Raw genomic sequence first — 25,084 nt, forward strand, 5'->3', positions numbered from 1 at the left:
TCCACGCTTCCCAAGTTGCAGGTCAGACCCGCGCTACGGCGGGCGTCAGTCTGCGGCGTTGTTCTTCATCCCGGCGAGAAAGCGCTTGACCGTTTCGCGCGCGCCCGGACCGGTTCTTGCCAATGCATCGGCTATGCGGCGGGACTGTGGCTCGGCAAGCGCACGCGCCAGTGCCTGGCCTTCTTCCGTCGTGTAGAGCATCCGCTGGCGCCGGTCTTCAGGGCCGGTTTCCTGGCGAATATACCCGGAGTCGATCAGTTGCTTCAGCACCCGGGCAAGGCTCTGCTTGGTAATCTTCAGCGTGTCCAGGAGGTCGGCGACCGTCATGCCCGGCTCGCGGTCGACAAAGTGGACGACGCGGTGGTGCGCCCGTCCGAAGCCGCTCTTTTCCAGGATCGCATCCGGGTCGGAGGTGAAGTCGCGATAGGCGAAGAAGAGCAGCTCGATGATCTCGAAATCGATCGTATCGTCATCGGCGGCGGCATCGTTCAGATACCGGGTGTTCTCTTTGGATTGGCCGGCCACGCGGTCATTTCCTTTCAGCCTGATTGCAACTTGCGAAACATTCGAAAAAATATGTCAGCTTTGTTGACATATTTTTACCATAGCATTAGCGTCCATGCTCGGTAAGCGAGACATTTGGCGTTGGCAACATCTGAAAGGATATGCCGTGCCGTTCCGATCGCAAATCCAAAATCACGAAATTGAATTTTCCCTCAATCAGTTTGCCGATAGACTGAAAGCAGGGCGATAATCAACTAAGAATGGCGCGCATGCGCCGGAGGATGACACCATGGCAGCGGTTCCTTTTGATCAGTTGGACGGACAGATCTGGTTCAACGGCGAGTTCGTCGCGTGGAAGGATGCCAAGATTCACGTGCTGACCCACGGCCTGCACTATGCCAGCGCGGTCTTTGAGGGCGAGCGCGCCTATGGCGGGCGCATCTTCAAGCTGACCGAGCACAACCAGCGCCTGCATCAGTCCGCCGAAATCCTCGGCTTCAAGATCCCTTATTCGGTGGAAGAACTGGACGCAGCCAGCGTCGAGCTTCTGAAGCGTCAGGGCTTCTCCGAGGCCTATGTGCGGCCGATCGCCTGGCGCGGCAGCGAGAGCATGGGCGTTTCGGCGCAGAACAACCGCATCAACGTCGCCATCGCCATCTGGCAGTGGGGCAGCTATTTCAACCCGGCCGAAAAGCTCAAGGGCATCCGGCTCGATATCGCAGAATATCGCCGCCCGGATCCGCAGACGGCACCTTCGAAGTCGAAGGCCGCCGGCCTCTACATGATCTGCACCATCTCCAAGCATGCGGCCGAGGCCAAGGGCTATGCGGACGCGATGATGCTGGATTACCGCGGCCGCGTGGCCGAAGCGACCGGTGCCAACATCTTCTTCGTCAAGGACGGCGTCATCCACACGCCGGTGCCGGATTGCTTCCTCGACGGCATCACCCGTCGCACGGTGATCGAGCTTGCCAAGCGCCGCGGCTATGAAGTGGTCGAGCGGGCGATCATGCCGGAGGAACTGTCCGGTTTCAGCGAATGCTTCCTCACCGGCTCGGCCGCCGAAGTGACGCCGGTTTCCGAAATCGGTCCTTACCGCTTCACGCCGGCGACGATCTGCGAAACGCTGATGAACGACTACATGAAGGAAGTCTATCCGGTTGCCGCGGCAGCCGAGTAACGGCATCCGGAATGCTCTCGAAAGCAGAAAAGGCGGCCCCCGGGCCGCCTTTTGTCTTGCTACGGATATGATCGCAGAGTTAGGCGGTCTTCCCCAAGAATTGCCCGACGATTCCGCTCAGTACGCCGCCGCCGACAAGGCCGCCGATGGCTTGCATGGCGAGACCGGTCGCGGCTGCTTCTCCGCCGAGCATCTGAATGAGGAACCCGCCGCCAAGGCCTCCAATGGCGCCGACGATGGTCCGTGCGACGACACCGAATGCCTGCTGCTTCAACACTGCGCTGGCCGCGTTCCCGCCGGCGGCCCCCGCGATCAATTGGGTAATGATAGGCATTAATGCTTCCATTGATCCCTCCGTGTCGTGGCTCGTCGTGGACGCGCCACTAAAAGCCGATGAGCCGGCATCAATAGGTTGAAGCCTATTCCGGATTATTGTCAATTTGAGTGAAATGACGTTGCGGCGCCCGCTTCGTAGCCAATTGAAATGGCTCGATTTTAGGCAGAGGCAACCTCTTACAGGCAAAGCGGGAAAACGAAGCCGGCGGCAGGGGCGGCTGGAGGGAATGACCTTGCCGCGCATGATTCGTGCCGTCGGGAGAGCGAGGGAGGGTAATGCAGGCACGTCGGGAACCCCCGGCAACCGAATGATTGCCGGGGGTCTCGATTGTTAGCGATAGACGTAGACGATGCGTCGCGTTGCCGGCTCGACCAGAACGGGCTGGCCGTTGATGCTGACATAGTCGTAGCTGTAGTCGGGAACGCGTTGAACGGCCACGGTCTGCGGCAGTTCGGCACCGACGACGACTTCACCATCGAGATAGACGGTCTCGCCGGGGTTGGACGTGACGTAGGTCCGCACATTCTCCGGCGGCACGATCGGGTCGATCTGTTCGACCGGGCCGATCAATTCGTCGCCGCTGCTGACGATCACGGGGTCATTGGGCTGCACTTCATAGGTGACGGCAGGAATGGCCAGGTCGGCCCGGCGCTCCTGGACCACGACGGCAGAACCGCCAAGATCCGTCGTCAGATACTGGGAATAGACCCAGCCGCGCACGCCGCCGACGTCAATGCGGCACCACTTGCTGCCTTCGATGCAGCCGTCGATAACCGCGGTGCTACCGCGGGTCGCAAGGCCGACTGTCGGATATTGAGGGCCCGGACCTGTGCGGATGTTAAGGTCCGTCACCGTGGTCGCGGTCATGGCTGCAAAGGCGGACGGCGTACCGATCGCCAACACCAAACCCGCGGCCGCAGCGGCTCGCAACAGGGGGCGGGTAAGCTTCACCATCGTGTTTCTCCTTATATTGACGAGGGCCAAACGCCAGCAAGCGCGCGGATGTTCCCCCGGGAACGTCACGAAATGTGACGCTGTGACATTCTCCAGCCGTTGCCGAGGGCAGGACACGCCAGGAGAACAGGCAACGGGAGAGGGACAAAATGCAGAATGATCAGCCGGATCAGAACAACGTCGCCGCGCGCAGCCTCAAGCCGGTCGTTCGGATCGTCGTCGCCGCGGAGATCGCGATTTCGGCGCTGCTGATGACCACCGTGCAGTGGCCGGCACCCCAGCAGCTGTCTGCACCGCAAATAGCCTCGCTTCGCTGATTGGCGCTGTCACCGTCGCCAATTGCCGCTATAGGAAGATGACGAGATCCTAGAGCGCGTTGCGATCTTCCAGATTCGCTTCCTACGCTTTAGGTTCTGGATTTATCGCATGTCGTTATCGCAATACCGCTCCCACACTTTTGCGCGACATGCTCTAGAGAGGCAGACGCGCATGTTACAGGCGGGCATCATCCCGGTTACCCATTTCGAGCAGAACTGCACCGTGCTGTTCGACAGCGAGACCAAGGAAGGCGTGATCGTCGATCCCGGCGGCGACGTTGATCTCATCCTGCAGACCATCCGCGAAAACGGCATCACGCTGAAGGCGATCTGGATCACCCACGGCCATATCGACCATGCCGGCGGCGCCAAGGAACTGAAGGACGCCCTCGGGCTCGAAATCATCGGTCCGCACAAGGACGACCTGCCGCTGCTCGAAAGGCTCGAAAGCCAGGCGGAGCGCTTCGGTCTGGCGATGAAGGTTCAGAACGTCATTCCCGATCGCTGGCTCGAAGAAGGCGACACGGTCTCCTTCGGCGACCATGTCTTCGAAGTCCTGCATTGCCCGGGCCATGCGCCGGGACACGTCGTCTATTTCAACCGGGCGCAGAACTTCGCCCATGTCGGCGACGTGCTCTTCCACGGCTCGATCGGCCGCACCGACCTGCCCGGCGGCAATCACCAGCAATTGCTCGATTCGATCCGCGACAAGATCCTGCCGCTCGGCGATAGTGTCGGCTTCATCTGCGGACATGGCCCGGGTGGTCAGATCGGCGAGGAGCGCCGCACCAATCCTTATCTGCGCGGGCTCTGAGCCACCGCAAACGCTCACGAAAAAAGCCCATGTCTCTATTAAGACATGGGCTTTTCGATTCTTACGCCGAACCTGATTAGCCGGCGGTGCAGAAGTAGCTGCGACCGTCGTAGCCGCGGAAGGTGCCGCTATCCGGGTTGAACGAGCGGTAACGCTGCGCGCAGTAGCGGTACCAGGACGGGGTCCAGGGCTCGAGCGAGCGGTAACCGCCACCATAGCTGTCGACGACGACAGGGCGTGCCTGGTAGACCGGGCGAGGGCGGTAGGCCGGACGCGGCTCGTAATAGTCGTATTCCGGTTCCGGATCGATGTAGACGCGCTCGTTGTAGCCGCCGTTGTAACGCGGCTGCGAAGCGATCGCGCCGCCGATCAGAGCGCCGGCAACGAGACCTGCTGCACCAGCTGCCCATGCATCGTCATTGTTGTGGTGATGCCTGCCGCCTGCCTCGGCGGCGCCAAAGGTCGGGATGACCATAGCGGCTGCGGCGATCGAGAGAACGGCGGCTTTGATGAACTTGTTCATTTGGCTTCAATCCTTCGCATGGACCGGATCAACCCGGCCTTCATGATGGAGGAAGGTTAACGCGGCCAAACTGAACCGAGCCTGAACAAAAAAACCCGGCAAGAATGCCGGGCTTCAACTGGAATCTGTCAGCAGATAACGGCGTTAGCCGGCGATCTGCAGGTTGACCGCCTTCGGGCCTTTGCCGCGGCGATCCGGTTCGGTGTCGAAGCTTACCTTCTGGTTTTCCGTCAGACCGGTCAGGCCGGAAGCCTGGACCGCGGAAATGTGTACGAAGATATCTGCACCACCGTTGTCAGGCTTGATGAAACCAAAGCCCTTGTCGGTGTTGAAGAATTTTACAGTGCCAGTTTCGGCCATGCGTCAGGTCCTTTTCTCTCCACCCGTTTGACGGACGGGTAGCATTGCAATGTGCCCGGATGGGCGTTGGCAGGCAGTTCTCGACGTTTGAGGAAAGGGTCCTGGTTACCGCAGCCAGCCATTGGAAGGGCCGCATCACTGCTTCCCATCGGTCTGGCCGCCCGGAGTTTTTGCGTCTCCGGCCCGCTTTTATTTCAAGATCTTCCCATGTTCGCAGATTGCCCGAACGAAAGTAAGATTGATGGGTTTATTTTGAATTGGCAAGCAAAACTTTTCGGGATTGGTATTGCGTCTTGTCATTGCTCAAAAATCGGTCATTTGCGGCTTTGTGGGGCGCTGCGCAAAATATATCGCAAGCTGTTGAAATCACAGCTTTTTGAAAACAATTGCTGCAAAATTGAGTGGTTTTCGCCGATTTCTCGTGCGCGGCGCGTAAAGCAGGCCAATCGCTTGGGATGCGTGCCGTCGGCAACTCCCTGATATGTTTGAGGCTTCTCACGTCGGCGGTTTCTTACGTAGATTTCTTGCAGAAAATCTAGAGCTCTCGGGCCGGGTCGAAAACGCAGGGCAAAGCTACGCCTTCGTTGCGAAGCAACGGGCCTATTGCCTGAACAACAGCAAGTAAAGCCTCAGTCCAGCGTCTTGGCGGTGGCGTGCCTATAGTTTCTTGAGGAGCCCTCAGGCAGGTGCTGCGGCGCGGCGGCCCTTCGTCAGTTCAGGCACGATCTCCACCGTCAGCATGGCGGCAAAGATGATGGCGCAGCCGGCATAACCGATCGGGGTGATGACTTCGCCAAGCAGGAGAACGCCGAAGAGGGCGGCAAAGAGTGCTTCGCTCGACAGGAAGATCGCAGCCTGCGGCGCCGTGGTGTAGCGCTGCCCGACGACCTGAAGAATGAAGGCAAGGCCGCTCGAAAAGATGCCGGCATAGAGGATCTCGAAGAGCGCGCCCTCTATGGCAGCGAAGCTCAGCGGCTCGGTCGTGACGGCGAGGGCGAAGCCGAGCACGGCGCAGACGGCGAATTGCGTCATCGACAGCAGCATCGGCCGGCCGCTGCTTGGGGCAAACAGGCCGATGAGCAGCAGTTGCACCGCCCAGAACAGAGCGCAGACCACGGTCAGGTAGTCGCCACCCGTCAGCGTCGACAGCGTGCCGCCGCTCAAGAGGAAAATGCCGAACAGCGCCATCGACGCCCCCGGCCAGATCACCCAATGCGGCTTGCGGCGCAAGAAGATCACCGTCAAGACCGGGACGAAGACGACGTAGAGACCGGTGAGGAAGCCGGAATTGGTGACGCTGGTGTCGAGCAGGCCGAATTGCTGCGTCACGGCGCCGGCAAAGAGCGCCAGGCCGATGAAGATGAAATTGCGCATGGTCGTCAGCTTGATCGGTTCGGCCGCGCGTTTCGTTTCGATGATGGCCAAGGGCATGGCGACCAGTGTCGCGATCGCAAAACGAAGCGCGATGAACCACAGCGGGCTGATCGCATCCATCGCCGTCGACTGTGCAACGAAGCCGGCGCCCCAGATGGCGCCTGAAATCAAAAGCAGCAGATTGGCCTGAATGCGCGGCATGTCGTTCTCTCCTCGGACAGGCGCGTCTAGCAGTTGCGTTTTCGCCGGGCAAGGCTCATCGTCGCCACGGTTGGGCGGAGTTGTTGTCGATGGAAACGGCCGGAGACACGGTGCCGGGAGAGGGCGCCGAGGAGGGGGCTCAGCTCCTATCACCCATCGGAGATCGGCGACCATGAGCGATGCCGGCTATTCCGGCACGCCGCTCGGGCCCAAGCTGGGGCTGAAAGACGGGCAGCGGGCCCTGCTTCTTCGGGTTCCAGCCGGGCTCGATGCGATCAGCGGTTTTTCCGGCTTTCGGGCCAGCGAGACCGAGATCGGCACCGTGGCCGCGCGCGACATTGACTATGCGCATGTGTTCGAAACGGAGCGATCGGTTTTGGAAGAGCTCGCGCCGAAGCTGGCTGCGAGATTGAAGCCGGACGGCATGCTGTGGGTCTCCTGGCCAAAGAAGGCGTCGAAGCGGCCGACGACACTGACCGAGGACGTTTTGCGTGAAATCTTCCTGCCGCTCGGCCTTGTCGACGTGAAGGTTTGCGCGGTCGATGCCGTCTGGTCCGGGCTGAAATTCATGTTCCGGCGCGAGGTTCGCGATCGGCTATCGTGAACATGCGGCGCGCGCCGGCTATTGCGTCGCCGCCTTGGAGACCCTGAGCACGGCGCCGTCTTCCTCGTCCGTCACCATCAGCAAGGCGCCGTCGGGTGCCACGACGACGTCACGGATGCGGCCGAATTCGCCGTCGAACAGCCGCTCCTCGGAGCCGATCGCGCCGCTGTCGTCGCGTTCGAGCCGGGCGAGCAACTGGTACTTCAGCGCCGCCACCAGAAGATCGCCATCCCATTCGGGAAACATCTCGCCGCGATAGACGGCAAGCGCGCCAGGCGCGATCGAGGGATCCCAATAGAAGAGCGGCTGATCGAGGCCTTCTTTCGCCGTGCCTTCGCCGATCTCGGCGCCGGAATAGTCCTTGCCGTAGGTAATGACGGGCCAGCCGTAATTGTGGCCGGGCTTCGGATTGTTGATCTCGTCGCCGCCGCGCGCGCCGTGCTCGACCGTCAGAAGCGTGCCGTCCTTCGGATCGAAGGCGATCCCTTGAGGATTGCGGTGGCCCTTCGACCAGATCTCCGGCAGGCCGCCGGTGCCGCCGCCATAAGGGTTCGATCCGGGAACGCTGCCGTCGGCATTGATATGCAGGATGGCGCCGGCATGATCGCGCGGGTCCTGCGCCCGGTCGCCTTCGCCGCGATCGCCGATGCCGAAGAAAAGGCTGCCATCGGGAGCGATTGCGATGCGCGAGCCGAAATGCTGGCCCTTGCCGGTAAACTTGCTCATCCGGAAGAGCTCCTTGACGTCGATAAGCCCGGTTCCGTCGGCGGCGAGTTTTGCCCGTACGACGACGGTGCCGTAGCCGCCTTTGCCGTTGGCAGCCATCGTCAAGTAGAGCGTCCGGGTTTCTGCAAAACGGGGATCGAGCGCGATGTCGAGCAGGCCGCCCTGGCCACGCTCGGCGACCTCGGGCACGCCCGTCAGCGGTTTCGAGAGCTTGCCGTCGCGCAGGATCCGCAGCCGACCCGGCCGCTCACTGACGATCAGGCCGCCATCGGGGAGTGCCTCGACGGACCAGGGGTGTTCAAGCCCGGTCGCGAGCGTCTCGACACGCACGGTACCGTGCTCGCTGGGAAACTCGCGGGCATCCTGTGCCCCGGCGCTCGGAGGAGCAAACGTTGCCAGCGCAACGGACACGGCCAGGATTCCGACCGCACGCGACCGTTTGCCCGCCCGTCCCGATGTTCCAGCGCCCGTATGCCGCATTCCGTTTCTCCCGCACCGACTCGTTCAGCAGGCAAGCTGGGGCGATCGACGGAGCGGTTCAAGTCACATCCGATCAAAAGCGGTTTATTTCGAGATCGAGCCCGTCGTCAGCGGTACCGGACGCTGTTCGCCGATGAGTTCTGCATCGACGATGTAGCGCATCGGTCCCTGCTCGATCGCGTCGAAGGGCCAGCAGGTGGCGAGCGCCAGATGGTGGCCGCTGGCGGACGCGTTGATGCCGCTTTCGTCCCAGCGGGCAACCCGGCTTTCGCCGGCCCTAAACAGGAAGCGGCGGCCGTCCTTGCGGGTCAGCACCAGAAGGTCGCCGGGGTTGACGTCCTTCAGCCAGCGAAAATGCGTGTCGCGATGGGCGGCGATGACCGAGGTACCTTCGTCGCCGGGGAGCGGCGTCGTCGTCAACCAGGCGGGCCCGAAGGCCAGCGCTTCGCCGCTTGCGCCTTGGAGCACGATCGCCGAGCGGTTGATCCGTGGCGCCGAGATTTCCGCGGCTGTCTGAAAATCGGCCCAGGGCCAGGGCTTGCCATCCGGGTTGCCGTGCAGCTGCGCCTCGAAGGTACGCTTCAGAAGCACCTGCGAGACCTCGGCCTTGGCCTTCATGTAGAAGCCCTTGCCGATCAGAAGCAGACCGGCAAGGGCGATGAGCGAGATGATCGCGAGCACGATCGTTTCGACCGCCGAGAGGCGGGCGAGAAAGCCCGGCCGTGGCTCGGACTGATCCTTGTCAGCGGCCACGGCGGCGCACTCCGGCAAGCACGACGGCGGCGATCGGCGCCCGCCAGTAGACAAAGGTCGTGCCGGCAAGCAGAGCGAAGACGAGCAGCATCAGGCCGATCAGGATCTGCTTGTCGGCCTCCGTTGCCGTCTGCGGCAGGGCGACCTGGTTGTTGGCTTCCGCGAGCAGACCTGCCGCCCGCGCCGTCGGTGCGGCCAGCATGCGGTCGGCCGTGACCATCGCAAGCTTGGTTCGGCTTTCGAGCGCGGCGTCACGTTCGTCGACTTTGCCGGGGACAGTCTCGACAGGGGCTTCGCCGAAGACCTTTCCGAAGTCCCAGCCGGCGGGGAGATTGAGCGGCAGCTTCGTTTCGCTCAGGTTCTCGCTGGCGGGCCGCGACGGCGTCGCGTCGACGGCAACGAGGCTGGTCACGCGGGAGACCAGATGGTGGGCAAGTGCCACGGTCTCGATCCGCTTGTCGAGGGTCGCCGGGTCGGCGATCGTCGACGCGCTCGCCTCGAGGTCGTCGATCTTGCGGTGCGCCCAGAGCTTGGCGATGCCTTCGCCGGTCGAGGCCTTGGCGATGTCCATCTCCACCCGCCAGGGCTGGTCGCCGGCCTTGCCGAGGATCTGCAGCTTGCCTTCGGGTGCGGTGCCGTCGAGTTCGGCCGTCAGCACCACGGGCTCGCCGCGATAAAGATCGGGCATCGGGTTGGGGGTGATGTCGCTCGCCGAGGCGCCCTCGAAGCTCGCGGCGATATCGGTCATTGCGGGGCTCTCGAGCTTGGTGAAAAGCTCGCCCATGCGCGCGGCGACCTCGCTCTCCGAGCCGATCAGCGTGAAGGTGCCGCGGCCATATTCGGCCGCCTTGGTCATGAAGTGGCTGTTCGGAGCAGAGCCGATGCCGACGGTGAAGACGCGAGCCTCGCCGCGGTTCTTCTGGATCTCCTCGAAAAGCTGCGTCTCGTTGCCGATCGCGCCGTCGGTCAGGAAGACCACCTGGCGAAGCGCGCCGGGCTGTACCGGTCCTTGCGTGCGGAGGGCCGCTTCCAGCGCTGGCAGCATCTCGGTGCCGCCATCGGCTGTCAGGCCGCGCACATAGGCGATTGCGTCCTCCCGCTTGTCCGGTGTCGCTTCGACCAGCTCGGGAAAGTGCACCGACATGGTGTCGTCGAAGCGGATGACGTTGAAACGGTCCTCGGGCTTCAGCCTGGAGATCGCGAGCGCCAGGCTCTCCTTGGCTTGCTCCATCGACGGGCCGGCCATGGAGCCGGAATTGTCGATGACGAAGACGATCTCGCGCTTGACCGGCTTGGCGTCAGCCTCGTTTGCTGCTGCCGGCGGGGTGACAAACGAGAGCAGATAGGTCTTGCCGCCGACCGTTTCGCGGAACAGGCCGGCATAGGGGCTCTTGCCCTCGATCGCCTTCCAGGTGAGCTCGAAGTCGCGATCGGCAGGCACGCTGTCGCCCTTCAGAGTCACGCGGCGGCTGAGATCGTCAAGATTGGCGATATCGACGTCGTGGTAGCCTGATTTCACTTCGCCGAGCGGGAAGCCGGCCTTGAGGTTCACCGTCAGTGTGACGGGGTTGATCCTGGCGTTCTCTTTGGGGTCGAGGACCGGCGCTTCGATCTTCTCGCGGTCGGGGACCGGGTCGCTGACGGCATAGCCGGTGCGGCTGTCGAGATCGACGGTCTGAACGATCGGCTGCGGGTTGTAGCGCGGCGCCACGACCATGGGGAAACGCAGCGAATAGAGGCCGTTCGATTGGCGGACCGCGCTCTGGTACTCGATCTGCACGACGACCGTTTCGCCGGGACCGATATTGGCGACCTGGTTGGTGAAGATGTTCGGGCGCTGCTGTTCGAGAAGCGCTGCCTTCTTGCCCTCGGCCTTTGCCTGCTCGTAAATCTCCCTGGCCGCCTCACGCGCCTTGATCTCACCCTCGATGAAGCGGTCGCCGATCTGCATCTTCAGCGTGTCGACGGCCGAATCCTCGGGCAGGGGAAAGACATAGGTGCCCTCAACCCAGCCCTTGCTCGGGTTCTCGAAGCGCTGGGTGACGCGGGTGCGCATGATCGGGCCGTTGACGTCGATCTGAACGTCGGTCGCAAGGCGCGGCGCCTCGACGAAATAGCCCGGCTCCTTCGACGGAAAGAGCAGGGCGCCGGTGCCGATGTCGTTGGGGCGAACGTAGCCCGCCAGCTGCGGCGGCTTGGCATCAGCAGTTTGCGCGGTCGCCTGGGTCATCAGGCCGATGAACATCAGGATGCAGGCGGCAAGGGCTGCGAGCGCCAGGTACATGCCCCAGCGCGCTTCGCTCTGCCGTGTCTTCATGGAAGCGATTTCGTCGTCGAGAAACATTGCATAACCCCCGTAATGCGAATGTGTTCGGATCATCGAAGGAAAAGCCCGGAAACCGGCTGTTGCTGGACGGAATTGCGGCGTTCCGCGACAGTTGTGGTGGCTAAATTATGGCATTTGAAAAATTGCGGGATTGCGCTGATTTTTTTGAATAAATCGCGATCACCAACCGTTTCTGGCCGTTACGTTTCGTGGCCGTTCGAACGGGTGCCACAATCCGTTTTGTCGGCGCTCGACGGACGGTGATGCATCGCTCGGTGTCGCGACCTCCGATCGACGATGCTGATCGCATTCATGAAACTTTGTCATGGTGACGCTTTTTGCCCGTGTTTCCGGCGTTTTTGCCTATCCGGCGCTTGCAAGACCGGGCGTCTTTCGACATAGACCTAACCGCTATGGAGCCTGCCTTTTCGTTCCGTAGCGATCACCTCGTCTCGAAACGATCAGGACCTTCACCCATGGCCTTCCTTGCCGATGCCCTTTCCCGTGTAAAGCCTTCCGCCACCATCGCCGTTTCGCAGAAAGCCCGTGAGCTGAAAGCGAAAGGCCGCGATGTCATCGGCCTTGGCGCCGGGGAGCCGGACTTTGATACGCCCGACAATATCAAGAAGGCCGCCATCGACGCGATCAATCGCGGCGAGACGAAGTACACGCCGGTCTCCGGCATTCCGGAACTGCGCGAAGCGATCGCCAAGAAGTTCAAGCGCGAGAACAACCTCGACTACACCGCCGCCCAGACGATCGTCGGCACCGGCGGAAAGCAGATTCTTTTCAACGCCTTCATGGCGACCCTGAACGCCGGCGATGAAGTCGTGATCCCTGCACCCTACTGGGTTTCCTACCCGGAAATGGTGGCGCTGTGCGGTGGTACGCCGGTGACGGTTTCGACCAAGCAGGAAAACAACTTCAAGCTCAAGGCCGAAGATCTGGACAAGGCGATCACGCCGAAGACCAAGTGGTTCATCTTCAACTCGCCGTCCAACCCGTCGGGTGCCGCCTACAGCCATGCCGAGCTGAAGGCGCTGACCGACGTGCTGATGAAGCACCCGCATGTCTGGATCCTCACCGACGACATGTACGAGCACCTGACCTATGGCGACTTCAAGTTCGCGACCCCGGTCGAGGTCGAGCCCGGTCTCTATGACCGCACGCTGACGATGAACGGCGTCTCCAAGGCCTATGCCATGACCGGCTGGCGCATCGGCTACGCCGCCGGCCCGCTGCAGTTGATCAAGGCCATGGACATGATCCAGGGCCAGCAGACCTCGGGCGCCACCTCGATCGCCCAGTGGGCGGCCGTCGAGGCGCTGAACGGCACGCAGGACTTCATTCCCGAAAACAAGAAGATCTTCGAAGGCCGCCGCGATCTCGTCGTGTCGATGCTGAACCAGGCCAAGGGCATTTCGTGCCCGACGCCCGAAGGCGCCTTCTACGTCTATCCGTCCTGCGCCGGCTTGATCGGCAAGACCGCGCCGTCGGGCAAGGTCATCGAGACGGACGAAGACTTCGTGTCGGAACTGCTGGAATCCGAAGGCGTCGCCGTCGTCCACGGTTCGGCCTTCGGCCTCGGCCCGAACTTCCGCATCTCCTATGCGACCTCGGAAGCCCAGCTCGAGGAAGCCTGCCGCCGCATCCAGCGTTTCTGCGCCGCCTGCAAGTAAGCGCGGGCGACCGTCTTTCAAAAAAAGACCCCGCCGGCAACGGCGGGTTTTTTCGTTCGCAAAGCGATTCAACCGTTGGCTATACTGATTCAAGTCAGCCGGCTAAAGCCTTGAAATCAGGTTTCATTCTCAGGCGCCGGGAACCTCATCGTCGCCAACGATGCCACCCTCGCTTTCGAGGATCGAGAGGCGGCGGGCCTCGGAGCGGGTGAACTTCAGCCGTACGCCGATGCCGCGTTCGCCCTCCGGCAGAAACACCGCGCCGGCATTTTCGAGCGCATGCTTCAACGAGAGGATCACGGCGTCGCCGGGTTTCTCCAGCTTGCGCTCGAACTTGAGGATCGTCTCCTCGTCGACGCCGGAAAAGCTTGAAAGCATTTCGCGCGAAATTTCGATCAGCGCCCTGGCGGCGCGGCACTGTGGACCTGTAATCATCGTCACCTCCAGTTGCGGTGAGGATGCGCGAAGGGTGGCCGAGGGTCAACAACAAGCAGATGGCCCGCGGCGTTTCGACCGCGGGCCATCTGCTTGTTGTTTGCTTGCGGCGCGTTGGCGAGCATCATCGGCGTGCGTTTGCATCCGCACCGCTGGGGCCGCCCTCTATTTGCCCCGCATCGCCTCGATGAGGCCGGAGGCCTCGTCGCTGCCAAAGCCGGCGGCGAGGCGCTTTTTTGCCAGCCTTTCGATCGGCTCCATGAAGGCCGGATCGATGCCCAGGCTGCGGCTTGCGGCAACGATGTTGGTGATCGCCACCGACTGCATTGAGAGGTTCGACATCACGTCGCGAGCGTGGTCGCCGCTGTCGATCCGTTCGGCATAATCAGGCAGCGCCGTCATCATCGCGGCAAGCCAGGGCTCGACCAGCGGCAGGAACTGCTTCGCGGTGAAGCCGACGCTGCCGGCGAGCGCCGTTGCGTGCAGATAGCCGCCGAAGAGACCGTACATCGCCGACAGCAAGGCGAGGTCGCTGACCGCGGCGAGAACAGGATCCTCGCCGAGATAGTGGCTCTGGCCGAAGGCGGCCAATTGCTCCCTGGTTTTTTCGAAAGCATCGGCGCTGCCACTATAGAGAATGAAGGCATCCGGTGTGCCGATCATCGGCGGCGTCGCCATGATTCCTCCGTCGAGATAGCGTGCGCCGTACGCTTCAAGGCGGGCCGCGACCGCCCGGACTTCATCCGGGCGACCGTTGGTGAGGTTGATGACGGTCTTGCCTGCGAGCATGGGGCCGACATCTGCCAGCGTCGTTTCGACGGCGGCGTAGTCGGTGAGGCATAGGATGAGGATATCGCTGGCCGCAATGGCTTCGGTGACCGTTGCTGCCCGGCGAGCGCCGCGGGCAACCAGCGCGTCGGCCCGCGCGGACGTACGGTTCCAGACGGTGGCGGTGTTGCCCGCGTCGATGAGGGTTTTGGCAAGTGCCGTGCCCATGGCGCCGAGGCCGATGATGGCGATGGATTTGGACATCGTGTTTCTCCGCTCCTGGTTCCCCGCTCTGGCCCGCTTCAGGCCGCCGGCGACAATTGCTGGCCGAGGCCACCGTCGACGGTGAGGCGGGCGCCGGTGGTGAAGGTGGCATCGAAGGCGAGGAACAGCACGGCGCGGGCGACTTCGTCCGCCGTGCCGTTGCGGCCCATCGGGGTGATCGCATCGCCGAGCGCCTTGAACTCGGCACGTTCGGCGTCGGTGACGCCCGCCACGCCCTTGGTCGGCGTATCGATGAAGCCGGGGCTGACCGAGTTGACCCTTATGCCGCGCGGCAGAAGCTCGGCGGCAAAGACGGAGGCAAACGAGATCAGCGCCGCCTTGCTGCCGCTATAGACCGCCATTCCCGGATGGCCGCCGACATCAGCAACCGACGAGGTAAAGACGATCGAGCCGCCGTCGCGGATCAGAGGCGCCAGCCGCTGGACGGTGAAAAAGGCACCCTTGGTGTTGATGGTGAACTGGCGATCATAGGAGGCCTCCGTCACCTGGTCGAAGGGCTCGAGCAACGATGTGCCGGCGTTGACGTGCAGGAGATCGATCGAACCCAGCTTCTGCCCGACCGTCGCCCCGAGTACAGCGATCTCGCCGAGATCGGCGATATCTGACTTTAACGCATGAACGCGGTCGCCGAAGCGCTGCTGGATTCGGGCGAGGTTCTCTTCGTTGTTTCCGGTCAGAAGCACCTCGGCGCCGCCGTCGACGAGCCGCTCGACCGTCGCCAGACCCATGCCATGCGTGCCGCCGATGACGACGGCTTTCTTGTCTTGATAGATACCCATTGTCTTTTCCTTCGATATCAGGCTTCGATGAGGAAGAGATAATTTCGTGGACGATATTGTGTAAGACGGGAAAACGTGGATGTATCGTCCACGTTTGTAGACATTGGAGGCCCGTGATGCGCAATCTCAACGACTTCATCGTCTTTGCCCATGTGGTCGATCACAAGGGGTTCGCGCCGGCGGCGCGGGCGCTGAACGTGCCGAAATCGACGCTGAGCAAGCGCGTGGCCGAGCTGGAAAAGACGCTTGGCGTCCGGCTGATCAACCGAACTTCGCGTCGCTTCACCGTGACGGAGATAGGCGAGGATTTCTACCGGCATGCCTCGGCGATGTTGATAGAGGCGGAGGCGGCCGAAGCCATCGTCAAGGGGCGCCTTGCCGAACCGAGCGGAACGGTGAGGATCACCGCCTCTGTGCCGACGGCTCAGATGATGCTGGCGGGGCTGCTGCCGCCGCTGGCGCAGGCCTATCCCAAGATGCGGGTGATGCTGCACGCGACGGACCGCTTCGTCGATGTGGTGCAGGAGGGCTTCGACATCGCGGTGCGCGATCACTTCGCACCGCTGCCCGATTCCGGCATGGTGCAGCGGCGGGTGGCAAACGATGCCATCCTGCTCGTGGCAGCGCCCGCCTACCTGGAAAATCGCGGGCACCCGCGCGAACCGAGCGACCTTTCGCGCCACGACGGGCTGCTGGCCTCCCTGACCTCGGAGGGATGGACGATGCGCAACGACGCGGGCGTGGTCGTCAGGGTGCGCCCCATGCCGCGGTTCCTCGCAGACGAATCCAGCGTGTTGCTCGAGGCCGCCGTCTCCGGTCTTGGCATCACCGCGCTACCGAGAAAGATCTGTCGGGCGGCAATCGAGGCTGGAAGTCTTGTGCGTGTGCTTGCCGATTGGGAGGCAGGCAGCGTGACGACGACGCTGTTGATGCCGCATCGGCGCGGGCAACTGCCGTCGGTTCGCGCCGTCGTCGACTTCATCGTCACGCATCTGCCAGGAGAGTGAGGCTGGGCGGCAGCGAAGGCGCATGCTCGAAAAGAAAAGGCCCGCTCGGAGCGGGCCTTCGAAGCTTGTCTCGGTCGGTCGCTTAGCGCTCTGCGAGCGCCGGTTCGCCCTTCTTCTCGCGCACGAGGTTCATGAAGCGGCGGAAGAGATAGTGGCTGTCCTGCGGGCCGGGGGAGGCTTCCGGGTGGTGCTGGACCGAGAACACCGGCTTGCCGGCGACGCGCAGGCCGCAATTGGTGCCGTCGAAGAGCGAAATGTGAGTCTCATCAACGCCCTGCGGCAGCGACTTCGAATCCACCGCGAAGCCGTGGTTCATCGAGACGATCTCGACCTTGCCGGTGGTGTGGTCCTTGACCGGATGGTTGGCGCCGTGGTGGCCCTGGTGCATCTTTTCGGTCTTGCCGCCGAGTGCCAGCGCCAGCATCTGGTGGCCGAGGCAGATGCCGAAGACCGGGATGTCGGTCTTGAGCAGGTCCTGGATGACCGGCACGGCGTATTTTCCGGTTGCTGCCGGGTCGCCGGGGCCGTTCGACAGGAAGATGCCATCCGGCTTCTGCGCCAGCACTTCGTCGGCGCTGGTCGTGGCCGGCATGACCGTGACGCGGGCGTTGAGGCCGGCAAAGAGGCGCAGGATGTTGCGCTTCACGCCGTAGTCGAGCGCGACGATATGGTAGGCGGCATCGGTTTCGCCGAGCGTCGAATAACCTTCGTTCCAGACCCAGGGCTGCTCGTCCCAGCGCGACGACTGGCCGGAGGTCGCGACCTTGGCAAGGTCGAGGCCCTCAAGGCCGCTCCAGGCCTTGGCTTCCTTCTTCAGCGTCTCGATGTCGAAGACGCCCGAGGGGTCGTGGGCGATGACGGCGTTCGGCATGCCGTTTTCGCGGATCCAGGCGGTGAGCGCGCGGGTGTCGATGCCGCAAAGGCCGATGATGCCGCGGGCCTTCAGCCAGGCGTCGAGGTGCTTGGCGGCGCGGTAGTTGGACGGCTCGGTGATGTCGGCCTTGAAGATGACGCCGACCGCGCCGTGGCGTGCTGCCGGCGTCAGGTCTTCGATGTCTTCGTCATTGGCGCCGATGTTGCCGATGTGCGGGAAGGTGAAGGTGACGATCTGGCCGAGATAGGAGGGGTCCGTCAGAATTTCCTGGTAGCCCGTCAGCGCCGTGTTGAAGCAGACCTCCGCCTGCACTTTGCCGGTCGCGCCGATGCCCTTGCCCTCGATTACGGTGCCGTCGGCCAGAACGAGCAGTGCGGTTGGTTTTTCAGTGGTCCATGCGGGTGTCGCGGTCATCGTTCCTATCCCGTTGCGGCGCGAAGCGGGGGCTTGAAAGCCCGGCAGTCGATCGCCATTTCTTTGCTCAGGCATGGACGCGCGGAAACCCCGCGGAAAAGTGCTCTCATGCCGATGTTGTGCAGGTGCGGGAAAATACCCAAAGCGCTTAGCCGGGTCAACCGGCCGCTGTGAATTGTCGGGAAATAAAATTCCTTATAATTCAAGCGGTTGCGTATTCCGTTTGATTGCGCCTGTCACACTGGTTTAAGACGACGACAACAATGATGGTTTCGAACCGGTTCCGGGCAGAGCACCGCGGGCCGGTTTTGACATGGAGTATGGACATGCGCGACCTGTTCGCTAACGCACTGAAGGAAGCCCTCAAAGCCAAGGACGCACGGCGTACCTCGACCGTGCGGCTGATCCAGGCGGCGATCAAGGATCGGGACATTGCCAATCGGGGCCTCGGCAAGGACCCGGTCAGCGATGACGACATCCTTCAGATCCTCGCCAAGATGATCAAGCAGCGCGAAGAATCGGCTCGTATCTACGACGACGCCGGCCGGCCGGAGCTTGCCGCGCAGGAGCGTGAGGAAATCGTCATCATCAACCAGTTCCTGCCGGCCCAGCTTCCGGAGGCAAAGGTGAAGGAACTCTGCGCCTCGGTCATCGCCGAAACCGGCGCACATGGCCTGCGTGATATGGGCAAGTGCATGAACGTGCTCAAGGAGCGCTACCCCGGCCAGATGGACTTCGCCAAGGCCTCCGGCCTGGTGAAGGAACTGCTCAAGTAGTTCCGCTCAAGTCAGTGCCGCCGCCCGTTGCGATAAGACGGGCGCCGCCACCTCGGCTTTCGCCGGAAACGTCGCTTCAAATGCGCGATCGATGAGCGCGAACTTCTCCGCCTGGTAATCCCAGTATTCACGGATGAAGGCTTTGGACAGCCAGACCGCGCCGCGTCCGGGCGACCGCTCCCACCCCATATTGCCCAAAAGGGCTGCCTTGTCGAAGATCCGCTTGAGGTGGGTCTTGGAGATGATGAAGCGTTCGCTGAGATCGCTCGGCGAAACCGGCCCGATGGCGAGGCGCTCCGCCTCGGGGTCGAAGGCGCCGATGCGGGAAAAGAGATCGTCCATCACCACGCCCCCGGAATTGACCCAGGTAAAGAGGTCGAAGGTCGGGCCTGGACGACGGACCGTGTCGTTGCCGACAAGCGCGTGGGCGACGGCGGCCTGCAGCCGGCCGAACTGGTCCTGCTCTTCGCTTAGGCGTGCCAGCCGCGACTGGCCATCGAAGGCGTCGAGAATGGCCAGATGGGACTGCATCCATTTCCAGACATAGTCGAGTGCTGCCTCGGTAGGCTCCAGCGGCCGGCTGCGCTTGTCGGGCTGCACCGTGATGTAGCGGGCGAAGCGGTAGGTAACCATTTCCTGCACGAAGGATGCCGCGGTGTTGCGACTGGCGATCCCGTGCATGACGGCATAGTTGATGAAACGGCCGCTGTAGAGGCCGCTCGAGGGATCATCCGGTTCGCGGTCGTGATAAAGTGCAAGCCCGGATTGGGCCATCAGCCAGCGCTGCTGCGAGGCAAAGATCGAGGCGAGCCGCGGGTTTGCCGCATACATCTCCACCATGCCGCGCGCATAGCTCAGCACCGCGCCGAAGAAAGCCGGACTGCAGGCGAGCACTTTGACGGAAATGGCCATGGCAAGTGATCCAATTCGAGACGGCGAATTGATCCTTTTCGTCAAAGGGGTGTCAAGTGCTACTTTGGGTCTTCAGAAAATATTCATACACAACTTTTGATTGGGCGTCCGGCGTGCGATTCCCGTTTCGCTCCTGTGAATAGCGTGCAAGCAGGATCACTGTTGTAGCGCCCGCCGGCCATGCCGCCTATATGGAGGATCGACCAGAGGTATCCATGCGCTTTTCACAGTCCTTTCTTGACGAGATACGCGATCGCGTTCCGATTTCGGACGTGATTGCCAAGCGCGTTAGCTGGGACCGGCGCAAGACCAACGTCTCGCGCGGCGACTATTGGGCCTGCTGCCCCTTTCACGGCGAGAAGTCGCCGAGCTTTCACTGCGAGGACCGCAAGGGCCGCTACCATTGCTTCGGCTGCGGTGTCTCGGGTGACCACTTCCGCTTTCTGACCGATCTCGAAGGCCTGAGCTTTCCCGAAGCCGTGCAGCAGATCGCCGACATGGCGGGCGTTGCCATGCCGCAACCGGATCCGCAGGCAGAGCGCCGGGAGAAGGAACGTACAAGCCTTCTCGACGTGATGGAGCTGGCGACCGCGTACTTCGAGGACCAACTCCAGACGGCCAACGGCGCCAAGGCGCGCGCCTATCTGCGCGAGCGCGGGCTGACGGGGCGCACGATCGAGACCTTTCGTTTGGGCTACGCGCCCGACAGCCGCAACGCGCTCAAGGAACATCTCGCCGGCAAGGGCGTCGGCAAGGAACAGATCGAGGCCTGCGGCCTCGTTGTGCACGGGCCGGACGTGCCGGTTTCCTACGACCGGTTCCGCGACCGCATCATGTTCCCGATCCTGTCGTCGCGCGAGAAGGTCATCGCGTTTGGCGGCCGCGCCATGTCACCGGACGCGCCGGCCAAGTATCTGAACTCGAACGAGACCGAGCTCTTCCACAAGGGCAACGTGCTCTACAATTTCGCCCGCGCGCGCCGTGCTTCGCAAGGAGCCGCACGTGACGTCGGGCAGGACGATGCGGCCGGAACGATCATCGCCGTCGAAGGCTACATGGACGTGATCGCGCTGCATCAGGCGGGCGTCGAAAACGCCGTTGCGCCGCTCGGCACGGCGCTCACCGAAAACCAGCTCGATCTCTTGTGGAAGATGACGTCGCAGCCGGTGCTCTGCTTCGACGGCGATGGGGCGGGCATTCGTGCCGCAAACCGCGGCGTCGACCTGGCGCTGCCGCATCTGAAGCCCGGCCGTTCGGTCCGCTTCGCCATGCTTCCGGACGGGAAGGATCCCGACGACCTCGTGCGTCAGGAGGGCCGTGGACCCTTCGACAAGGTGCTCGCCAACGCCCGTTCGCTCGCCGAGATGGTCTGGCAGCGCGAGATCCAGGGCGGCGCTTTCGACACGCCGGAAAAGCGCGCCGAGCTCGAAGCACGGCTGAAGCAGGTGACATCCGTGATCGCCGACGAAAGCGTGCGCCGGCACTATGGCCAGGACATGCGCGACCGGCTTCACGCCTTCCTGCAATCCTCAGGGGCAGGGCGGGGCGAGCGGCGTCCGTTTGAACGCGGCGGCCGGCAGGGCGGTGGCGGCGGAGCACGCGGCGCTGGTCAGCCACGGGGGCCGAATGCGAGCGGGCCGACGGCAATCTCCGACCGGCTGGCGCGCTCGACACTGGTCAGCGGACAGCAGGTGGCGCCGCTTCTGAGAGAGAGCGTTCTGGCACTCACCATCGTCAACCATCCGCAATTGCTGTTCGACGAATATGACGAGATCTCGACGATCGAGTTCGACCACCGCGAGCTGCAGCGCTGCTGGGCGGCGGTGCTGAACGCTGCGGCTGCGCAGGGGCCGCGGTTGAACCGCGAGGATCTGCTCGAACAATTGCAGGCGGAGGGTTTTGGTGCGCTGATTGCCGCGATCGACCAGCAGATCCGCTATGCGCGGCTCTGGACCGCGACAACGGCGGCCGCGCCCGAGGACGCCCGCGAAGGATATCTGCAGGCGCTGGCACTGCACCAGCGCTCGAAGGCATTGCACTGGCAGGTGCGCGAGCTCGAACGCGAACTGGCCCATGCGACCGAGGAGGGCGACCTTGAAGCCGTGCCACAGCTTTTGCGCACGCTTCAGGAAGTGCAGCACGAAGTGACGCGGCTTGAAAACCAGGAAGCGATCATCGAGGGCTTCGGCGTGCTTTCAGGCCGCGTGAAGGGGCCGGCGGCGCGCTAAAGCGAAAAGCTAGGTTGCCCGCCCAAGACCGATCCAATCTTGACCGAACGTTGACTACTCGCGCCAATGCTCGGCAACCCACGGCGATGGGCGGATGTAGTAGCGCAGATAGCGGATCGGGTTTTTCTCACGGCGGTCGCCGTTAAACAAGCGGCGAATATGACCGAATGGTGTGTCCACGCGGCCGCGATAGCCGTATTGCCCATCAATCGCGTGCTGCGGTAGCAGGCTGCGCGGGAAAAGCACAACGCGTGCATCCGCTGGGAGGCGCGGCGCGAAGAAGTAGTTGAGCGGGAAGGTCCAATGACAGTCCTGCCGAAAATGCAGGACCCAGCGTCTTGAGAAAAGCTTAACGCCGCCGGGCGCATTGCGCGTGACGAAACGCTGTTCGAACCGGTACTCGTCGGCGATTGCCTGCGGGTTGGCGCCGAACTTCTGCTGCAGCGGCACAAGTTTGCCGACCGGAAAGCGGAAAACCGAGGTCTGGCCGAGGCGCTCGAAGGGGGTCGTCTGATTGCGGGCGAGAATGATGTCGTCCGGTTCACCTTCTTCGAAGAAGGCGTCCAGTGAGCCGACGACGACGATGTCGAGATCGAGAAACAGCACCGGGCCTTTGAGGGAGCCAAGCTTCGGCCCCCAAAGCCGTGACTTCTGCCAGATGCCCGGTGTGTTGACCGGCATATCGGTGAAATCCAGCGGCGGCAAATCCTCGCAGAGGATTTCCGGACGCAGGCCGTCGCGATTGTCGGTAAAGCAGGTGAAGGTGAAGGGCGGGGTGATGTTGCGCGCCACCATGGCGTAGAGCCGGTTGATGAACGGTGCGCCGTACTTCGTACCCCAGTTGATGCAGATGATCTGCTTGACGCCGCCGCTCGCCGCTAGAATATTTGCCATAATCACGTCCCGATTTCTGCGCGCCACTAAAGTACCGATGCGTTATCAAGGTCAAGCTGTCGGGGCAATCCCCGGTGAAGCGCAGCAGGGCCTACGGGGAAAAACAGCCCTTGTCTCTTCAGTTGCGGCAAGGGCTATGGCATTGCCTGCGCATCTGGCCATGATGGCCTAAGCTGATTCCCGAAGGAGATGTGATGGAGTTCGTCGAAAGGGCGACGCCCTCAAGAAGCGCTGCCAGCAAGCTCTTCGACGAAGCCGGCCAGGCACCGCTCGACGTGCTGAAACGCGTCTATGGCTATTCTGCCTTTCGCGGCAAGCAGCAGGCAGTGGTCGAGCATGTGACCGCTGGCGGCGATGCCGTCGTTCTCTTTCCGACCGGCGCCGGCAAGTCGCTCTGCTTCCAGATCCCGGCGCTCTGCCGGCCCGGATTGGGTGTCGTCGTCTCGCCGCTGATCGCGCTGATGCGCGATCAGGTGGAGGCGCTGAAACAGCTTGGCGTCAATGCGGCTGCGCTGAATTCGTCGCTGACGCGCGAGGAGGCGATTGCGGTCAGGCGCCAGATCCACGACGGCACGCTCGACCTTCTCTATGTGACGCCGGAGCGGACCGTCACCGACGGCTTCGCCGATCTCATAGGCAATGCCCGAATCGCGCTTTTTGCCATCGACGAGGCGCACTGCGTTTCGCAATGGGGCCATGATTTCCGCCCCGAGTACCGCGCGCTCGGATTGCTAGCCGAGCGCTATCCCGGCGTGCCGCGCATCGCGCTCACCGCCACCGCCGATCCGCACACCCGCGACGACATCGTCGAGCGGCTAGCGCTCAGCAATGCCGAGGTGTTTACCACCAGCTTCGACCGGCCGAACATCGCCTATGAAATCGTCGAGCGCGACCAGCCGCGCCAGCAATTGCTGCGCTTTCTCTCCCGCTTCAAAGGGGCCTCCGGCATCGTCTATTGCCTGTCGCGCGCCAAGGTCGAGGACACGGCCGAATGGCTGAACGCACAAGGCATCCGGGCGCTACCCTATCATGCCGGCATGGACCGCGCGCTCCGCGACAGGCATCAGGACGCCTTCCTGAAAGAAGAGAGCCTCTGCCTCGTTGCGACCGTCGCCTTCGGCATGGGCATCGACAAGCCCGACGTCCGTTATGTCGCCCATCTCGACCTGCCGGGATCGGTGGAGGCCTATTACCAGGAGACCGGACGCGCCGGTCGTGACGGGCAGCCCTCTGAGGTCTGGATGGCCTATGGCATGGCCGATGTGCTGCAGCGCCGCCGGATGATCGACGAGGGTGGGGCCGCGGATGACATCAAGCGCATTGAGCGCGGCAAGCTCAACGCGCTGCTCGCGATCTGCGAGACGGCGGGCTGCCGCCGCCAGGCGATCCTTGCGCATTTCGGCGAGGCCCATCCCGGCCGTTGCGGCCATTGCGACACCTGTCTGAAGCCGGTCGAGACCTGGGACGGGACGGAAGCGGCGATCAAGGCGCTGGCCGCGGTCTATCGCACCGGCGAGCGCTTCGGCACCGGCCACGTGGTCGATGTGCTCATGGGCACGGTCAACGAGAAGACCGAGCGCTTCGGCCATGTCGACATGCCCGTCTTCGGCGCCGGCAAGGACCTGCCGGCTCGCACCTGGCAATCGGTCTTCCGGCAATTGCTGGCGGCGGGCCTGATCAGCGTCGACCACGCGGCCTTCGGCGCGATGAAGCTCGAGGCGGAGGCGCGTGCGGTGTTCAAGCGCGAGCGCCAGGTGTTTTTCCGCAAGGACCGCCCGACCTCTGGCAAGGCGGCGCGCGGCGCCAAGTCGGGATCGCAGCGCGAACGGGCCGATCTGGCCGGGTCCGATCTCGAACTTTTCGAACTGCTGCGCGCCGAGCGCTTCTCGATCGCCAAGGATCTGAACGTCCCGCCCTATGTCGTCTTCCCCGATGCGACCTTGATTGCGCTTGCCAAGGAACGCCCGCGCGACCTCGATGAACTGCTCGACATTCCCGGTATCGGCGAAAGCAAACGCGAACGCTACGGCGAGGCATTTCTGGCGGTCATCGACGGGTATCTCGACGGGTGATGGCGGTAGGCCCCGCGTCTCCGTCGTCGGAAAATGTCTGTGGCGAAGCGCTTTGCGACATAATATGTCCGGCCCGCCATCGCGCCTTGAAATGGCCTGTCGTTTTTACGCTGGATTCGGCCGAGCGCCGGATTTTGCTGCAAGTCAAAAGCCGTCATGATACTCGTCAGGCACGCGATGTTTTCTTGAAGCGAGAGCGCCATGACTTCAGCCTTCCTCACCCATCTCCGTTTAGAACTCGAGGGCCTGAAGACGGCCGGGTTGTACAAGTCGGAGCGTGTGATCACCTCGAAGCAGGCAGGTGAGATCAAGGTCGCCTCGGGCGAGCGGGTGCTCAATTTCTGCGCCAACAACTATCTCGGCCTTGCCGACAGTGAAGAGCTGGCCGAGGCCGGCAAACAGGCGCTCGACCGTTACGGTTACGGCATGGCCTCGGTGCGTTTCATCTGCGGCACGCAGGAGGAGCATAGACAGCTGGAGGCACGCATTTCGTCCTTCCTCGGGCTGG

General features: G+C 62.8%; 25 protein-coding genes and 1 pseudogene. 11 read left to right on the top strand and 15 right to left on the bottom strand.

The features are described from left to right. Positions 1 to 45 precede the first annotated feature (45 nt). Positions 46 to 525 carry a MarR family transcriptional regulator gene (locus IB272_RS16885; RefSeq protein WP_034788710.1) on the bottom strand — a complete coding sequence of 160 codons (480 nt, stop codon included), beginning with the start codon at positions 523 to 525 and terminating at the stop codon, positions 46 to 48. Between the two features lie 268 nt (positions 526 to 793). Between IB272_RS16885 and IB272_RS16890 the strand changes: the two genes are divergently transcribed. Further along, entirely contained in the window at positions 794 to 1,684 is an 891-nt protein-coding gene (locus tag IB272_RS16890; RefSeq protein ID WP_034788707.1) for a branched-chain amino acid aminotransferase, read from the top strand. A gap of 79 nt (positions 1,685 to 1,763) precedes the next feature. Here the strand turns inward: IB272_RS16890 and IB272_RS16895 are convergent, their stop codons facing one another. Both IB272_RS16895 and IB272_RS16900 read right to left on the bottom strand, forming a co-directional pair. Continuing rightward, the gene (locus tag IB272_RS16895) at positions 1,764 to 2,030 is read right to left on the bottom strand and encodes a hypothetical protein (RefSeq protein WP_034788698.1); all 267 of its coding nucleotides are present in this window, start codon (positions 2,028 to 2,030) and stop codon (positions 1,764 to 1,766) included. A gap of 321 nt (positions 2,031 to 2,351) precedes the next feature. After that, positions 2,352 to 2,975, bottom strand: a complete 624-nt coding sequence (locus tag IB272_RS16900; RefSeq protein WP_060581773.1) for a DUF1236 domain-containing protein — start codon at positions 2,973 to 2,975, stop codon at positions 2,352 to 2,354. A gap of 149 nt (positions 2,976 to 3,124) precedes the next feature. Here IB272_RS16900 and IB272_RS16905 point away from each other — a divergent pair, with 149 nt between their 5' ends. Together IB272_RS16905 and IB272_RS16910 are read left to right on the top strand one after the other, a co-directional pair. Further along, positions 3,125 to 3,292 (top strand): hypothetical protein, encoded by a 168-nt coding sequence (locus IB272_RS16905; protein ID WP_192444574.1) that lies wholly within the window; start codon positions 3,125 to 3,127, stop codon positions 3,290 to 3,292. A gap of 172 nt (positions 3,293 to 3,464) precedes the next feature. Next, positions 3,465 to 4,106: an MBL fold metallo-hydrolase gene (locus tag IB272_RS16910; RefSeq protein WP_060581775.1), complete on the top strand. Its 642-nt coding sequence runs from the start codon at positions 3,465 to 3,467 to the stop codon at positions 4,104 to 4,106. A 76-nt stretch (positions 4,107 to 4,182) separates the two neighbouring features. Here IB272_RS16910 and IB272_RS16915 read toward each other — a convergent pair whose 3' ends face one another. Together IB272_RS16915 and IB272_RS16920 are read right to left on the bottom strand one after the other, a co-directional pair. Beyond that, positions 4,183 to 4,629: a BA14K family protein gene (locus tag IB272_RS16915; protein WP_034788692.1), complete on the bottom strand. Its 447-nt coding sequence runs from the start codon at positions 4,627 to 4,629 to the stop codon at positions 4,183 to 4,185. 144 nt (positions 4,630 to 4,773) lie between these two features. Further along, positions 4,774 to 4,989, bottom strand: a complete 216-nt coding sequence (locus tag IB272_RS16920) for a cold-shock protein (RefSeq protein ID WP_034788690.1) — start codon at positions 4,987 to 4,989, stop codon at positions 4,774 to 4,776. A 207-nt stretch (positions 4,990 to 5,196) separates the two neighbouring features. Here IB272_RS16920 and IB272_RS16925 point away from each other — a divergent pair, with 207 nt between their 5' ends. Further along, positions 5,197 to 5,469: a hypothetical protein gene (locus IB272_RS16925; protein WP_127889314.1), complete on the top strand. Its 273-nt coding sequence runs from the start codon at positions 5,197 to 5,199 to the stop codon at positions 5,467 to 5,469. A gap of 198 nt (positions 5,470 to 5,667) precedes the next feature. Here the strand turns inward: IB272_RS16925 and IB272_RS16930 are convergent, their stop codons facing one another. Next, the gene (locus tag IB272_RS16930) at positions 5,668 to 6,564 is read right to left on the bottom strand and encodes a DMT family transporter (RefSeq protein ID WP_060581776.1); all 897 of its coding nucleotides are present in this window, start codon (positions 6,562 to 6,564) and stop codon (positions 5,668 to 5,670) included. Between the two features lie 172 nt (positions 6,565 to 6,736). On the opposite strand from IB272_RS16930, the gene IB272_RS16935 reads away from it, so the two are divergent. Continuing rightward, a complete protein-coding gene (locus IB272_RS16935) occupies positions 6,737 to 7,168 on the top strand; it encodes a hypothetical protein (RefSeq protein WP_060518695.1) in 432 nt (143 codons plus the stop codon). An 18-nt stretch (positions 7,169 to 7,186) separates the two neighbouring features. Here the strand turns inward: IB272_RS16935 and IB272_RS16940 are convergent, their stop codons facing one another. The 3 genes from IB272_RS16940 to IB272_RS16950 form a co-directional block, all read right to left on the bottom strand. Continuing rightward, positions 7,187 to 8,374: a PQQ-dependent sugar dehydrogenase gene (locus IB272_RS16940; protein WP_060518693.1), complete on the bottom strand. Its 1,188-nt coding sequence runs from the start codon at positions 8,372 to 8,374 to the stop codon at positions 7,187 to 7,189. Positions 8,375 to 8,458: 84 nt separating this feature from the next. After that, a complete protein-coding gene (locus IB272_RS16945; RefSeq protein WP_060581777.1) occupies positions 8,459 to 9,145 on the bottom strand; it encodes a class GN sortase in 687 nt (228 codons plus the stop codon). Beyond that, complete coding sequence (locus tag IB272_RS16950; protein ID WP_246810372.1) at positions 9,117 to 11,444, bottom strand: marine proteobacterial sortase target protein; 2,328 nt, start codon at positions 11,442 to 11,444, stop codon at positions 9,117 to 9,119. The genes IB272_RS16945 and IB272_RS16950 overlap by 29 nt, the downstream gene beginning before the upstream one ends. Before the next feature lie 485 nt (positions 11,445 to 11,929). Here IB272_RS16950 and IB272_RS16955 point away from each other — a divergent pair, with 485 nt between their 5' ends. Beyond that, complete coding sequence (locus IB272_RS16955) at positions 11,930 to 13,132, top strand: pyridoxal phosphate-dependent aminotransferase (RefSeq protein WP_034788681.1); 1,203 nt, start codon at positions 11,930 to 11,932, stop codon at positions 13,130 to 13,132. Positions 13,133 to 13,261: 129 nt separating this feature from the next. On the opposite strand, the gene IB272_RS16960 is transcribed toward IB272_RS16955, so the two are convergent. From IB272_RS16960 to IB272_RS16970, 3 genes are all read right to left on the bottom strand, one after another. Then, entirely contained in the window at positions 13,262 to 13,567 is a 306-nt protein-coding gene (locus IB272_RS16960) for a hypothetical protein (RefSeq protein ID WP_060518687.1), read from the bottom strand. 165 nt (positions 13,568 to 13,732) lie between these two features. After that, positions 13,733 to 14,656 (bottom strand): NAD(P)-binding domain-containing protein, encoded by a 924-nt coding sequence (locus tag IB272_RS16965; protein WP_348646792.1) that lies wholly within the window; start codon positions 14,654 to 14,656, stop codon positions 13,733 to 13,735. Then, positions 14,638 to 15,399: an SDR family oxidoreductase gene (locus tag IB272_RS16970; RefSeq protein ID WP_192444576.1), complete on the bottom strand. Its 762-nt coding sequence runs from the start codon at positions 15,397 to 15,399 to the stop codon at positions 14,638 to 14,640. Before IB272_RS16970 ends, IB272_RS16965 begins: the two co-directional genes overlap by 19 nt. A gap of 116 nt (positions 15,400 to 15,515) precedes the next feature. Between IB272_RS16970 and IB272_RS16975 the strand changes: the two genes are divergently transcribed. Continuing rightward, entirely contained in the window at positions 15,516 to 16,406 is an 891-nt protein-coding gene (locus IB272_RS16975; RefSeq protein WP_060581781.1) for a LysR substrate-binding domain-containing protein, read from the top strand. Positions 16,407 to 16,488: 82 nt separating this feature from the next. Here IB272_RS16975 and carA read toward each other — a convergent pair whose 3' ends face one another. After that, a complete protein-coding gene (carA, locus tag IB272_RS16980) occupies positions 16,489 to 17,694 on the bottom strand; it encodes a glutamine-hydrolyzing carbamoyl-phosphate synthase small subunit (RefSeq protein WP_034788670.1) in 1,206 nt (401 codons plus the stop codon). A gap of 326 nt (positions 17,695 to 18,020) precedes the next feature. On the opposite strand from carA, the gene IB272_RS16985 reads away from it, so the two are divergent. Further along, positions 18,021 to 18,470, top strand: a complete 450-nt coding sequence (locus tag IB272_RS16985; protein ID WP_034789028.1) for a GatB/YqeY domain-containing protein — start codon at positions 18,021 to 18,023, stop codon at positions 18,468 to 18,470. A 6-nt stretch (positions 18,471 to 18,476) separates the two neighbouring features. On the opposite strand, the gene IB272_RS16990 is transcribed toward IB272_RS16985, so the two are convergent. Beyond that, positions 18,477 to 19,382, bottom strand: coding sequence for a hypothetical protein (locus IB272_RS16990; RefSeq protein WP_060581785.1), 906 nt, complete (start codon positions 19,380 to 19,382; stop codon positions 18,477 to 18,479). Between the two features lie 215 nt (positions 19,383 to 19,597). On the opposite strand from IB272_RS16990, the gene dnaG reads away from it, so the two are divergent. Further along, a complete protein-coding gene (gene dnaG, locus IB272_RS16995; RefSeq protein WP_034788664.1) occupies positions 19,598 to 21,610 on the top strand; it encodes a DNA primase in 2,013 nt (670 codons plus the stop codon). Positions 21,611 to 21,664: 54 nt separating this feature from the next. Here dnaG and IB272_RS17000 read toward each other — a convergent pair whose 3' ends face one another. After that, positions 21,665 to 22,507 (bottom strand): hypothetical protein, encoded by an 843-nt coding sequence (locus IB272_RS17000; protein WP_060581808.1) that lies wholly within the window; start codon positions 22,505 to 22,507, stop codon positions 21,665 to 21,667. A 191-nt stretch (positions 22,508 to 22,698) separates the two neighbouring features. On the opposite strand from IB272_RS17000, the gene recQ reads away from it, so the two are divergent. Together recQ and IB272_RS17010 are read left to right on the top strand one after the other, a co-directional pair. Continuing rightward, positions 22,699 to 24,576 carry a DNA helicase RecQ gene (recQ, locus tag IB272_RS17005; protein ID WP_034788661.1) on the top strand — a complete coding sequence of 626 codons (1,878 nt, stop codon included), beginning with the start codon at positions 22,699 to 22,701 and terminating at the stop codon, positions 24,574 to 24,576. A gap of 201 nt (positions 24,577 to 24,777) precedes the next feature. Then, positions 24,778 to 25,084: pseudogene (locus IB272_RS17010) on the top strand (glycine C-acetyltransferase); the annotation flags it as partial.

This window comes from Ensifer sp. ENS08 (assembly GCF_014852195.1).
GTDB classification, from domain to species: domain Bacteria; phylum Pseudomonadota; class Alphaproteobacteria; order Rhizobiales; family Rhizobiaceae; genus Ensifer; species Ensifer adhaerens.

Excerpts from the sequence above, each read along its gene's own strand:
- IB272_RS16890 (WP_034788707.1), top strand. The coding sequence starts at position 794 with ATGGCAGCGGTTCCTTTTGATCAGTTGGACGGACAGATCTGGTTCAAC.
- IB272_RS16895 (WP_034788698.1), bottom strand. The coding sequence starts at position 2,030 with ATGGAAGCATTAATGCCTATCATTACCCAATTGATCGCGGGGGCCGCC.
- IB272_RS16900 (WP_060581773.1), bottom strand. The coding sequence starts at position 2,975 with ATGGTGAAGCTTACCCGCCCCCTGTTGCGAGCCGCTGCGGCCGCGGGT.
- IB272_RS16905 (WP_192444574.1), top strand. The coding sequence starts at position 3,125 with ATGCAGAATGATCAGCCGGATCAGAACAACGTCGCCGCGCGCAGCCTC.
- IB272_RS16910 (WP_060581775.1), top strand. The coding sequence starts at position 3,465 with ATGTTACAGGCGGGCATCATCCCGGTTACCCATTTCGAGCAGAACTGC.
- IB272_RS16915 (WP_034788692.1), bottom strand. The coding sequence starts at position 4,629 with ATGAACAAGTTCATCAAAGCCGCCGTTCTCTCGATCGCCGCAGCCGCT.
- IB272_RS16920 (WP_034788690.1), bottom strand. The coding sequence starts at position 4,989 with ATGGCCGAAACTGGCACTGTAAAATTCTTCAACACCGACAAGGGCTTT.
- IB272_RS16925 (WP_127889314.1), top strand. The coding sequence starts at position 5,197 with ATGTTCGCAGATTGCCCGAACGAAAGTAAGATTGATGGGTTTATTTTG.
- IB272_RS16930 (WP_060581776.1), bottom strand. The coding sequence starts at position 6,564 with ATGCCGCGCATTCAGGCCAATCTGCTGCTTTTGATTTCAGGCGCCATC.
- IB272_RS16935 (WP_060518695.1), top strand. The coding sequence starts at position 6,737 with ATGAGCGATGCCGGCTATTCCGGCACGCCGCTCGGGCCCAAGCTGGGG.
- IB272_RS16940 (WP_060518693.1), bottom strand. The coding sequence starts at position 8,374 with ATGCGGCATACGGGCGCTGGAACATCGGGACGGGCGGGCAAACGGTCG.
- IB272_RS16950 (WP_246810372.1), bottom strand. The coding sequence starts at position 11,444 with ATGAAGACACGGCAGAGCGAAGCGCGCTGGGGCATGTACCTGGCGCTC.
- IB272_RS16955 (WP_034788681.1), top strand. The coding sequence starts at position 11,930 with ATGGCCTTCCTTGCCGATGCCCTTTCCCGTGTAAAGCCTTCCGCCACC.
- IB272_RS16960 (WP_060518687.1), bottom strand. The coding sequence starts at position 13,567 with ATGATTACAGGTCCACAGTGCCGCGCCGCCAGGGCGCTGATCGAAATT.
- IB272_RS16970 (WP_192444576.1), bottom strand. The coding sequence starts at position 15,399 with ATGGGTATCTATCAAGACAAGAAAGCCGTCGTCATCGGCGGCACGCAT.
- IB272_RS16975 (WP_060581781.1), top strand. The coding sequence starts at position 15,516 with ATGCGCAATCTCAACGACTTCATCGTCTTTGCCCATGTGGTCGATCAC.
- carA (WP_034788670.1), bottom strand. The coding sequence starts at position 17,694 with ATGACCGCGACACCCGCATGGACCACTGAAAAACCAACCGCACTGCTC.
- IB272_RS16985 (WP_034789028.1), top strand. The coding sequence starts at position 18,021 with ATGCGCGACCTGTTCGCTAACGCACTGAAGGAAGCCCTCAAAGCCAAG.
- IB272_RS16990 (WP_060581785.1), bottom strand. The coding sequence starts at position 19,382 with ATGGCCATTTCCGTCAAAGTGCTCGCCTGCAGTCCGGCTTTCTTCGGC.
- dnaG (WP_034788664.1), top strand. The coding sequence starts at position 19,598 with ATGCGCTTTTCACAGTCCTTTCTTGACGAGATACGCGATCGCGTTCCG.
- recQ (WP_034788661.1), top strand. The coding sequence starts at position 22,699 with ATGGAGTTCGTCGAAAGGGCGACGCCCTCAAGAAGCGCTGCCAGCAAG.